We start from the raw sequence: 11,718 nt of genomic DNA on the forward strand, positions 1-11,718 counted from the left end.
AGGTGGGGGCGGGGGCGGCGCCATGGCATAGGCCCGCCGGTCCATCCGGCTCGCGGTCACGACGACATCCTCGGCGGCGCCCAGCGCGAACTCCTCCTCGAATGCGATGATCGGCGGCAGTTCCCACAAGGGATGCGTGCTGGTGATATCCATCGGCCAGCATTTGAGGACCAGCGGTCCCGGCGTGCTGCGCGGCAGCGGCGGGCTGTACATCTTGTTCAGCCGCCCGGCGATGACGTTGAGCTGCGCGCGGGGGAAGCTCGTCACTCCGCCGTTCGCGACGGTGATCCAGCCGGTCACGCCCAGCGTCTTTCCGTCGGCACCGCGATCGGCGACATAATTGGCGGCCCAGTCGAACCCCTCGGCCAGATAGAGGAGCTGGATTTTCACTGTCCGCGCGGCCTTGCTTTCGACGAGCACCGACAGCGTCGGCTTCGCCGACAGGTCCTTCGGCACGCGGGCGTAGAGCATGCGTTCGGGAAGCCCCGAACAGGCGAGCGCCTCGACGCCGGTGGCGGTCTGGAGAATCACGCCGCCGTTCGGGCCCGACTGGATCACCGCCTCCTGCTCGACGGTTTTTCCGGTCGCGATGTTCGTGCGGCGCAAACTAACGCTGCGCTTGAGATAGGCATCGACCAGCCCCGCCGGCGACAACAGGCGCGCATCGCGATTCTTTTCGATCACGCCATCGGGAAGGCCGCTGACCACCGCGGTTTCGGGAAGCAGCCCTTCGGCGACGCCTTCGAATCGCAGCACCGACGTGCCCGCGGGCAGCGTGACGGTGCGCGTTTCGGTGATGAAGGCGAAACCCTGCGGCCAGTTCGGATTGATCGGCCCGGCGCCGCGAGCCGGCGCGCGATAGACAGTGACGGCGGCGTCATCGATTTTTGCCGAGACGGCGATCGGCGTTTCGCCTTGCGCCGCCAGGGGCACGGGCGCGGACAGCGACACGAGCGCCAATAGCGGAGCCAGCAGGAAGCGGGCGCGCATCGCGCGGGCGCTCAGTAACGCGTGTCGAACGTGGCGGTCAGTTCGACCTTGCCATTGGCGGGCACCGGCACCTGCCATTCGACGCGGTCTGCCGACACGCGCTCGCCCTTCAGGCTTTCGTCGGTGATGCGCACATCGCCATAAAGCCCGTCCTGCGCCACCAGCACCGTCACCGGGCCCGGCCGCGCGTTGCTGACCAGATATTTCATCTTGGTCACCCAGCGCGAATCGCCCTTGCGCGTGCGCGAGACGACGGTCGTCTGGACTTTCACGTCGAACGCATCGCCGGTGCGCAGCGACATCGCCGATCCCATCGGCGTGTGGTCGATGCGGTTTTCACCGATGAACTGCGGGTCGCCGCGGGCGTCGCGCATATAAACGCGAATCGTACCGGCGGGGAGTTGATCGCCCAGCCCGCCCTGCCGCGAGGTCGAGAAGCGCAGCACGCTGGCCGTGCTCACCGGATCGGTGCTGCTGCCCATCCAGCGATTGACATATTCATACGTCGACTGCGCCGGCGCGCCCTTCACGTCGAGGAAGCTGACCTGCTTCTGCTGCGCGTTGGCGATCGTCGTACGCGCGGCGAGCGGATAGAGATAATAGTCGCCGAGCCGTTCGCGATCGTTCGATTCGGTCCCCGCTGCATCCATCGAGCCCGTCATCTGGCGGAAACCGCCGCCGCCGCCCGGGCTGCCCGCCACCAGCAGCGTACGCGCGTTATTGAAGGTCGTCCCGGTGCTGTTGGTCAGCGTCACCCACCCCTGGATATCCATCGCGCCCTTCGCGGCGTCGAACAGCGCGACATAGTCGGCGGTCCAGCCGAGATTGGGGGTGAGATAGGACAAACGCGCCGGGACAGTGCCAGCATTGGCCGCATCGACGGTCACCGACAAAGTCGGACGCGCGCGCAGGTTCGGCGGCAGGCGGTCGAACACCGCGCGCACCGGCAGACCGTCGTCGCGCAGTACTTCGATCCGATCGCCGATCTGGAGTACGATACCGCCATTCGCCGCGAGCACCTTCGCGCGCTCGGTCCGTTCGGCGCCGGTCGCGGGGTTGGTGCGGACGAGCGTGATCGACTGGCCGACCGCCTTGTCCATCAGCTTGTCGGGAGTGAGCAGGTCGAAATCGAAATTCTGTTCGACGATGCCGATGCCGGGGCCCGACAGCGTCACCGTTTCGGGGCGGATACGCGCCGACACATCGGGAAACTCGATGCGGTTGCGTCCCGCGGCGACGCTAAGCTGGCGGTCATCCTGCACGAGCGACTGGCCATTATTATAGATGGTGACCGCAACATCGCCCTGCGCATTGCCGCCCGTTACGCCCGGCGCGGCATCCTGCGCAAACACAGCGGTCGACGCGACGCCGACGAGCAGCGGCAAACAGGCCAGAGCCAAGATGCGCATAAAAAACCTCCCCGCAGGATATGTCCCGCGGAGAGGCTATGTCATACGAATCGGAAAAACCAGCGTGAAATCGTTGGCTTATTCGGCCGCCTCGACATCGGTGCCCCGCGTCGCGAGCGTGCGGCGGGTGCGGCGCGGCTTGGCGGCCGGCGCTTCTGCTTCGGCCTCGCTTTCGGCGCTGCGCTCGGGGCGGCCGATCGCGGGCGGCAGGACCGCCGTGTCGATGCCGGCATCGCCGTCGTCGGAGCCGGCTTCCTTACGCGGGCGTCGCGCCGGGCGGCGCGCGGCGCGCGGCGCGCGGGCTTCTTCGGCAACCTCTTCGCGCGCGGCGGCTTCGTTGCCGCTATCGCCGTCGGTGCGGTCCTCGCCTTCGTCGCGATTGCGAGAGGCCCGGCTGCGCGACTGCTGGCGGTTGCCGCGATTGTCGTCGTCGCGGTCGGCGCGCGCTTCGCGGTTGTTGCCGCGCTGGCCGCGATCACTACGGTCGCTGCGATCATCGCTGTCGTCGCGGCCCATGTCGGTATCGATATCGGCGTCGGTATCGTCATGACCGTCGAAATCCTCGACCCCGCGAATCTCGCGGCTGCGGTCGTGGCTGCGTTCCTGTCCGTTCGCGGCGGCCTTTTCTTCCTGCCGGGCGCGAAAATCGCTCACGACGCGGAAATAATGGTCGGCGAACTGGAGATAATATTCAGTCTGGACGCGGTCGCCGGCAAGCTGGGCGTCGCGCGCGAGATTACGATATTTCTCGATCATCTGGGCGCCGTTGCCGCGCGCCCGGCTGTCGATGCGGTTGGCCTGGTCGACGCCACCGCGCCCACCGGACTGCGACCGGTTGTTATTGTTGTTGCTGTTGTTGTTGCGGCCGCGACGGCGACCGCTCTGCCGGTTGTTCATGTTCAACTGAGACATCCTGATAAGCTAATAAGCTACGCCAACCCCATTTTGGCCGACCGCGATATGCGCGTCGCGCCCGCGCTTCCTGCGCGGTTCCCTTTACCGCTTGCGCCGGACCCCACGGTCCGCACCAGCATCGTAAGTGGGAAGCAGACCGGCCGGACCATCGAGGGACCCCGGTCGGGTCTGTGAGCCGCCCCTACCGCGCTTTCGGGCGTAAACCAAGCAAATTCTTGCGGGGCCGGTCAGGCGCGGGTCAGCAAAAGCGCCCTGTCGCGGCGGCCAAGGTCCTGTTTGCAGGCTACGGCGAATCCCGCCGCTTCGGCCAGCTTCGATACCGATATGCGTTGCCGGTGGCCGATTTCAAGGATTGCGAGCCCGTCTGGCGCCAAGATCCTCGGCAAATCGGGGATGATCCGGCGATAATCGTCGAGCCCGTCGGCACCGCCAAACAGCGCGCCCACCGGTTCGTAATCGGCAACGTCGGGCATCAATTCCTCGCTGTCGGCGATATAGGGCGGATTGCAGAGGATGAGGTCGAACTGGCCGTCGAGGCCGGCCGCCCAGTCCCCGACGCGAAAACGCGCCCGGTCGCCCATCCCGAGATCGCCGGCGTTCCTTTCTGCCCAATCGGCCGCCTGCCGGGATTCGTCGATGCCGAGGCCCTGCGCCGTCGGCCATTCGGCCAACGCCGCAAGGAGCAATGTCCCGGGGCCCGAGCCGAGATCGAGCACGCGCCGGGGCCCGCAGGCGCCGAAATGATCGACCGCCGCTTCGATCAGTGTCTCGCTGTCGGGGCGCGGGATCAGCATCCCGGGACCGACCTTCAGCCGGATCGTCCAGAAGTCGCGGTAACCGACGATATAGGCAACAGGCTCATGCCGCATGCGGCGGGCGACCAGCTTGCCGAAATCCTGCGGCACGGCAAAGCGCGACGGGTCGAGAAGCAAGGCCGGCCGCTCGACGCCCAGCGCATACGCCATCAGCAATTCCGCGTCGAGGCGCGGAGATTCCGACACCGCCGCGAGCCGCTGCGCCGTCGCACGCAGCGCGGCGGCGACCTCAGTCACCAAGCCCCGCCAGCCGCTGCGCCTGATCCTCGGCGATCAGCGCGTCGATCAGCTCGTCCATCTGCCCCTCGATGATCTCGGGCAGGCGGTGGAGCGTCAGGTTGATGCGATGATCGGTCACGCGCCCCTGCGGGAAATTATAGGTGCGGATGCGTTCGGAGCGGTCGCCCGATCCGACCATCGACTTGCGCGCCGACGCCTCGGCGCTGTGGATCTTCTCGCGTTCCAGATCATAGAGTCGCGCGCGCAGCACCTGCATCGCCTTGGCGCGGTTCTTGTGCTGGCTGCGCTGGTCCTGCTGGATCACGACGAGCCCGGTCGGGATATGCGTGATGCGGATCGCCGAATCGGTCGTGTTGACGTGCTGGCCGCCGGCGCCCGACGCCCGGTAGATGTCGATCTTGAGGTCGCCGTCGTTGATCGCGACGTCGACCTCCTCCGCCTCGGGCAGCACCGCCACGGTCGCGGCACTCGTGTGGATGCGCCCCTGGCTCTCGGTCGCGGGGACCCGTTGGACGCGGTGGACGCCGCTTTCGAACTTGAGCTTGGCAAAGACGCCCTGCCCCGTCACCGACGCGACGACTTCCTTATAGCCGCCAACCTCGGCCTCGTTCGCCGAAATGACTTCGACCTTCCACCCCTGTCCGTCCGCGTAGCGGCTGTACATGCGTAGCAGGTCGCCCGCGAACAGCGCCGCCTCGTCGCCGCCGGTCCCGGCGCGGATTTCGAGCATCGCAGCGCGCTCGTCGGCGACATCCTTGGGCAAGAGCTTGATCGCGAGATCATGCTCGGCGGCGGGCAACGCGGTTTCAATCTCCGCGATCTCCTCGGCGGCCATCGCCTTCATCTCGGGGTCGGCGAGCATTTCGGTCAGCGAGACCAGTTCGCCGCGCAGCCGCACGACTTCGCTTGCCGCTTTCGCGACGGGTTCGAGCTCGGCGAACTCCTTCGACGCCGAGACGAAATCGGCGGGCGCCATATCGCCCGTCGCCATCCGCGCCTGCAAGGCGGCGTGACGCTCGATGATGGCGTCGATCTGTTTTTCGGAAACGCTGGTCATCAGAGCACGCGAATAATAGCGTCGATCTTTGTCGTAAGCTCGCTGTCGCCGCGAATGTTCGCGTAAGTCTCGCCATTGCGCGTCCCGATCGCAATCAGGGCATGCGCCGGAATCTTCCCGGCCTTGTCGAAGCGCTTGCGCGGCGAACCCGTCGCCACGATTTCGGTTGCAAGTCCGTTGCCCCGCATCGCTGCGATCACCTTCAACGCGAACGCAAGCTGGCTGTCGTCCTCAACCGCAATCACCGCGTCGAGCCGATTATCGATCACATCGTCGGCCAGCAACATTGCCAGCCGCTCGATCCCCGCCGCCCAGCCGACCGCTGGCGTCGGGGGGCCGCCGAGCGCTTCGATCAGCCCGTCATAGCGGCCGCCGGCGAGTACCGTGCCCTGCGCGCCCAAACGGTCGGTGACGAATTCGAACGCAGTGTGGCGATAATAGTCAAGCCCGCGCACCAGCCGCGCGTTGCGTTCCCACGCAACGCCGGCGGCGTCGAGACCCGCAGTAACGGCATCGAAGAAATCCCGGGCCTCGCTCGTCAGAAACGCGTCGATATCGGGCGCACTGTCGGCGATCGGGCGGTCCTTCGCATCCTTGCTGTCGAGGATGCGCAGCGGATTCTTGTCGAGCCGCGTGAGGCTGTCCTCAGACAAATCTCCGCGATGCGCCTCGAAATGCTCGACCAGCGCCGCACGCCACGCATCGCGACTGGCCGCATCGCCCAGCGTGTTGAGCGTCAGCGTCACGCCCTCGGCGATCCCCAGCTCTTTCAGCAGCTGGTCGGCGAACACTAGAAGCTCGGCGTCGGCCAGCGCGCTGTCGCTCCCCAGCACTTCGGCATCCAATTGGTGAAACTGGCGATAACGGCCCTTCTGCGGCCGCTCGTAACGGAACAGCGGGCCGTGCGTCGCGACCTTGAGTGGCGCGAACTGCTGCCAGCCATTGGTGATATAGGCGCGCGCGATGCCAGCGGTGAATTCGGGGCGCAGCGTGATCGATTCGCCGCCGCGATCCTCGAACGAATACATTTCCTTGGACACGACGTCGGTGGTCTCGCCCAGGCTGCGCGCGAACACCGCGGTGGGCTCGATCACCGGCACCTCGATCCGCTTGTAGCCATAGAGGCGGCGGACTCGCTCGAACGTCTCCACGACATGCGCGAAGCGGTCGGCGAAATCGCCGAGCATGTCCTGCGTGCCGCGCACGGGTTGCGGGGTCGGGATTTTCGCGCTTTTGTCCTTGCTCATGGCGGCGGCGTCTAATGGTTTTTGGTCGAAAGGCAAAGAGCCGTTGCAGCGCCGACGCTGGACCTCGCGGCGATTCGGGGGCAGAGGAACGGCCATGAAAAAAGCACTGTTCGTCGCACCCGCCCTTCTCGCCCTGTCGGCAACCACCGCCACCGCCCAGGACGGCAACAGCCGGCCGCAACCGGTCGTTCAACCGCTGACCATCCCGCTGCCCGCCGATAAACCCTATCCCGGCACGATGACGCTAAAAGTCGACGCGACCGACGTCGCGCGCGGAATCTTTCATGTCCGCCAGACGATCCCGGTGGCGAAGGCGGGCAAGCTGACCTTGCTCTATCCCGAATGGCTGCCCGGCAAGCATGCGCCGCGCGGGGCGATCGCCGAAGTGGCGGGGTTCAAGGCCAGCGCCGCTGGAAGGCCGCTTACCTGGACGCGCCAGCCAACCGACGTCTATGCTTTCGACATCGACGTGCCGACGGGTACCAAGAGCATCGACATCGCGTTCGATTTCCTGTCGCCGACCCGCGCAAGCGAGGGCCGCGTCGTCGTCACTCCGGCGATGATGAATCTGCAATGGGAACAGGTCAGCATGTATCCCGCCGGCTGGTTCACGCGCCAGATTCCGGTGCAGCTCGACGTCACCCTCCCCGAAGGCTGGCTGGGCGCGGCCGCGCTCGACGGGCTCAAAGTGTCGGGCAACCGCTACAGCTTCGGCGTCACCAGCTATGAAAATCTGGTCGACAGCCCGATGTTCGCGGGCAAATATTTCCGCCAATGGGCGCTCGGCAACGGCGTGACGCTGAACGTCGTCGCCGACGAGCCCAAATATCTCGAGGCGAGCCCCGACCATATCGCGCGCCACGCCGCGCTCGTTTCCGAAGCGGTCGCGCTATTCGGCGTCCGCCATTTCGACCGCTATGACTTTCTGCTCGCACTGACCGACGAACTCGGCGGCATCGGCCTCGAGCATCATCGTAGCAGCGAAAACAGTCGCAACCCCGACTATTTCACCAAATGGAACGACAATGACGCCGAGCGCGGGCTGCTTCCGCACGAGCTGGTCCACAGCTGGAACGGCAAATATCGACGCCCCGACAAATTATGGACCCCCGATTACCGTACGCCGATGCAGGACAATCTGCTTTGGGTTTACGAAGGACAGACGAGCTTCTGGGACCTTGTTCTCGCGGGGCGCTCGGGAATGCAGTCGAAAGAGATGATCCTCGCCGAATGGGCGACCAACGCCGCAAACTACAGCGCGCAGCCGGGCCGCGAATGGCGGTCGGTGGAGGACACGACGCTCGACCCGGTCATCGCGGCGCGCAAGCCCAAGCCCTTTGCGAGCTGGTCGCGGAGCGAGGATTATTACAACGAAGGCTCGCTCGTCTGGCTGGAGGCCGACATGCTGATTCGCGGCGCGACGAACAATGGGAAAAGCCTCGACGATTTCGCCCGCACCTTTTTCGGCGGGCGCGAGGGGGACTGGGGGCAGGATACCTATGATTTCGACGATGTTCTCTCCGCGTTGAACGCGGTCCATCCCTATGACTGGGCGACTTTCCTGCGCACGCGGTTGCAGACCCCCGGACAGCCGGCGCCGGTCGGCGGGATCGAGCGCGCGGGTTACAAGCTCGTCTGGCGCGACACCCCCAACGTCTTCGATCGCGACCGGATGGCGCAGGCGAAGAACGCCAACCTGACCCATTCGCTTGGGCTGACGATCGACAAGGATGGCATTGCGGGCGGTATCCTGTGGGACGGTCCGGCGTTCCGCGCCGATATCGTCAACGGCACCAAAATCGTCGCAGTCGACGGGTTGAGTTACAGCCGCGAGCGCATCGAGGCGGCGATTCGCGCTGCGACCGACGGCAAGACGCCGGTGCGCCTGATCGTCGAACGCGGCGGACGCTATCGCAACATCGATATCGCCTATCATGACGGGCTGCGCTGGCCGCACCTCGAAAAAACGGGGAGTGGCCCCGACTGGTTCGATCAGCTATTGGCGCCGCGCCGCCGGCTTTAAAAGATTCGGCGGAGAACAGAACAAAGGACTGAATTCTCCCATGCGCATCGACCTGATCCCCGCCGGCGACAGCCCGCCCGACAGCCTGAACGTCCTGATCGAAGTCCCGATCGGCGGCGAGCCGGTGAAATATGAATTCGACAAGGCATCGGGCGCCTTGTTCGTCGATCGCTTCCTGCACACACCGATGCGCTATCCAGCCAATTACGGCTTCGTGCCGCATACGCTGGGCGAGGACGGCGACCCGCTCGACGCCCTGGTCGTCGCGCGGTCGCCGATCGTCGCGGGCGCGGTGGTCAAATGCCGCCCGGTCGGCGTGCTGAAGATGGTCGACGATGCCGGCGGCGACGAAAAACTGCTGTGCGTCCCCGTTAACAAGACATTCCCCTATTATGACAAGGTCGCGACCTACAAGGACATGCCCGAAATCGTGCTGCAGCAGATCGAGCATTTCTTTACCCACTATAAGGATCTCGAACCCGGCAAATGGGCAAAGCTCAACGGCTGGGGTGACGTCGACGAGGCGAAGCGCATCATCGTCGAGTGCATCGAACGTGCGAAGGAAATCGGTTTCTGACCCACTGGGCGCCCCGGCGAAGGTCGGGGCCGCCTTTTGCTCAGCCTTTGGGCTTTGCGACCTTTACCGGCCTGGCATCGGGCATGTCGCGAACATGCACGTCGCGCTGCGGGAATGGGATTTCGATCCCCGCGTCCTGGAACTTGTCCCAAATTCGCAGGAACACATCGCCCTTGATATTGCCGAGCCCGCCTTCGGGATCAGTGATCCAGAACCGCACTTCGTGATCGACGCTGCTGTCGCCGAAGCCGGTGATCCAGCATACGGGTTCCGGTTCGGCGAGTACGCGTTTCGATTCCTTCGCCGCCTCGATCATCAACGCCTGCGCGAATCGCAAATCAGTATCATAGGAAACGCCGACCGCGATCTTCACGCGCACCGTCCGGCTCGAATAACTCCAGTTCTCGACCTCCTGCGTCATCAGATTCTCGTTGGGAATCAGATGCTCCTTGCCTTCGCGCGTGATGACCGAGACCGCACGCACGCCGATCTTGTTCACCCAGCCAAAGCTGTCGCCGACGACGATCACATCGCCGGGCTTAATCGACCGGTCCATCAGCAGGATGATCCCCGCGATCAGATTTCCTACGGTTTTCTGCAACCCGAATCCGATCGCAAGGCCGAGCGCTCCGGAGAAAACCGCAAAGGCCGTGAGGTCGATACCGAGTAAATCGATGCCGATGAAAAAGGCGGCGACGACGATCACCACCGCCGAAATCTTCTCGATCAGCAGCCGCTGCGTCGGATCGAATTTTTCGCTGCCGCGGATCACGCGCTTCAGCACCCGGTTGGCTAGCCGGACGAGGGTGAAAAGAACGATCACCGTCAGCAAAATGTTGATCGCGGTCAGCAGCGAAAAATAGCGCGCGCCGATCGAAAAGCCGAGGGCATCGAGACGATCCTGGAGCGATTCGAGCCCGCCGACCGCGCGCGACAACATGACGACCAGTGCGACGAACGCGCCGGCTAGCGCCGCGGCGTCGCCAAGTCCCACCCCGATCAGAATATTGCGCACCAGCGCCGCGACGCTCACCGCCAGCACGGCGTCAAGCAGCAGCAGAGCATAGGGGTCCCACGGCCATACCGCGCCAGCAACACCGATAACCAGCAGGACCGAAAGCCAGCCGAGCATCGGGCCCACACGCTGCGTCAGCGGTCCCCTCGCGCCGAAATCCTGCCCATGCAGCCAGTCCGAAAGGCGCGGCCCCAGACGTTGCTTGACCAGCCAGCCGGCGCCGAGGCCTAGCAGCGCCAGACCTCCGGCCATGCCGAGTTCGACCAGCCGCGCGTCGGCGAACGCGGGAAAACCGAGCTTCGCGAGGAGGTCATCGAGACCGTTCATTGCCGCATCGCCGCAAGGCCGCGGTCCAGATCGGCGATCAGGTCGGCGGCATCCTCGAGCCCGATCGACAGGCGGACGAGCGGATCGGGATCGGACCATGTCGTCGCGGTCCGGATCTCCGCCGGGTTGCTCGGGACCACGAGGCTTTCATAGCCGCCCCAGCTGAACCCGATCCCGAACAGCGACAGCGCCTCGATAAAGCGCGCCCGGCGGGCGTCGTCGGCGCCTTTGAGCGTGAAGCCGAACAATCCGCTGGCACCGCGAAAGTCGCGACTCCACAGCCTATGCCCCGGATCGCCCGGCAGTGCGGGATGCAGCACGCGGCCGACCTCCGGCCGGGCGGCAAGCCAGCGCGCGACCGCGAGCGCGCTTTCGCCATGCCGCGCGAGCCGGACGTCGAGCGTGCGCAGCCCGCGCAGCATCAGCGCGCAGTCGTCGGGCGAAACCGACAGGCCCAGCTGATAGGTCGCGCTCCGCAGCCGCGGCCAGATTGCCTTCGGCGCGGTCAGCGACCCCATCATCGCGTCGCCGTGCCCGCCGACATATTTGGTGAGGCTCATAGCCGTCACGTCGACGCCCGTGGCGAGCGCGGGAAAGAGCAGCGGCGTCGCCCAGGTGTTGTCGAGCATCGTCAACACGCCGCAGTCGCGCGCGACCGCGATGATCGCCGGTATATCCTGTACCTCGAAAGTCAGGCTGCCCGGCGATTCGAGGAAGATGAGCCGCGTTTCGGGCCGGATCAACGCGGTGATTCCCGCACCGACCAGCGGGTCGTAATAGGTCGTCGCCACCCCCATGCGCGCAAGCATGCCGTTGCAGAAGCTGCGTGTCGGTTCATAGGCGTTGTCGACCATCAGCAAATGATCACCAGGCGACAGCAGCGCGAGCAGCCCCGCCGAGATCGCGGCGACCCCCGAGGGATAGAGCAATGTCCCCTCCGCCCCGGGCTCGAGGTCGGTCAGCGCGTCGGCAAGTGCCCATACCGTCGGCGTGCCGCGACGGCCGTAATAGAGCTTGTCGTGCGTCGCATGGCCACGCGCTTTCAGGTCGGCGATATTGTCGTAGAGGATCGTCGAGGCGCGCCAGACCGGCGGGTTGACGAT

10 protein-coding genes are annotated in these 11,718 nt (G+C 65.4%); 2 read left to right on the forward strand and 8 right to left on the reverse strand.

Translation table 11 applies throughout. The annotated features are described in order from the left end of the window. The 6 genes from ATE71_RS21290 to hisS all read right to left on the reverse strand — a co-directional run. Positions 1–990: DUF4139 domain-containing protein (locus tag ATE71_RS21290; protein ID WP_414893039.1), on the reverse strand; the 990-nt coding region annotated here is incomplete at its 3' end. 11 nt (positions 991–1,001) lie between these two features. Continuing rightward, positions 1,002–2,399 (reverse strand): DUF4139 domain-containing protein, encoded by a 1,398-nt coding sequence (locus ATE71_RS21295; RefSeq protein ID WP_058805338.1) that lies wholly within the window; start codon positions 2,397–2,399, stop codon positions 1,002–1,004. Positions 2,400–2,477: 78 nt separating this feature from the next. Next, positions 2,478–3,296 (reverse strand): DUF4167 domain-containing protein, encoded by an 819-nt coding sequence (locus ATE71_RS21300; protein WP_321164297.1) that lies wholly within the window; start codon positions 3,294–3,296, stop codon positions 2,478–2,480. Between the two features lie 245 nt (positions 3,297–3,541). Then, the gene (gene prmC, locus ATE71_RS21305) at positions 3,542–4,369 is read right to left on the reverse strand and encodes a peptide chain release factor N(5)-glutamine methyltransferase (RefSeq protein ID WP_058805340.1); all 828 of its coding nucleotides are present in this window, start codon (positions 4,367–4,369) and stop codon (positions 3,542–3,544) included. Next, complete coding sequence (gene prfA, locus ATE71_RS21310; RefSeq protein ID WP_058805341.1) at positions 4,359–5,426, reverse strand: peptide chain release factor 1; 1,068 nt, start codon at positions 5,424–5,426, stop codon at positions 4,359–4,361. The genes prmC and prfA overlap by 11 nt, the downstream gene beginning before the upstream one ends. Next, positions 5,426–6,673 carry a histidine--tRNA ligase gene (gene hisS / locus ATE71_RS21315; protein WP_058805342.1) on the reverse strand — a complete coding sequence of 416 codons (1,248 nt, stop codon included), beginning with the start codon at positions 6,671–6,673 and terminating at the stop codon, positions 5,426–5,428. Before hisS ends, prfA begins: the two co-directional genes overlap by 1 nt. A 94-nt stretch (positions 6,674–6,767) precedes the next feature. Here hisS and ATE71_RS21320 point away from each other — a divergent pair, with 94 nt between their 5' ends. Together ATE71_RS21320 and ppa are read left to right on the forward strand one after the other, a co-directional pair. Beyond that, entirely contained in the window at positions 6,768–8,696 is a 1,929-nt protein-coding gene (locus tag ATE71_RS21320; RefSeq protein WP_058805343.1) for a M61 family metallopeptidase, read from the forward strand. A 40-nt stretch (positions 8,697–8,736) separates the two neighbouring features. Next, a complete protein-coding gene (gene ppa / locus ATE71_RS21325) occupies positions 8,737–9,273 on the forward strand; it encodes an inorganic diphosphatase (protein ID WP_058805344.1) in 537 nt (178 codons plus the stop codon). Positions 9,274–9,313: 40 nt separating this feature from the next. Here the strand turns inward: ppa and ATE71_RS21330 are convergent, their stop codons facing one another. Together ATE71_RS21330 and metC are read right to left on the reverse strand one after the other, a co-directional pair. Then, a complete protein-coding gene (locus ATE71_RS21330; protein WP_058805345.1) occupies positions 9,314–10,615 on the reverse strand; it encodes a mechanosensitive ion channel family protein in 1,302 nt (433 codons plus the stop codon). Next, positions 10,612–11,718: cystathionine beta-lyase (gene metC, locus ATE71_RS21335; protein ID WP_058805346.1), on the reverse strand; the 1,107-nt coding region annotated here is incomplete at its 5' end. The genes metC and ATE71_RS21330, both read right to left, overlap by 4 nt.

Origin of the sequence: Sphingopyxis sp. H115 (assembly GCF_001468465.1) — a bacterium.
Lineage (GTDB): Bacteria > Pseudomonadota > Alphaproteobacteria > Sphingomonadales > Sphingomonadaceae > Sphingopyxis.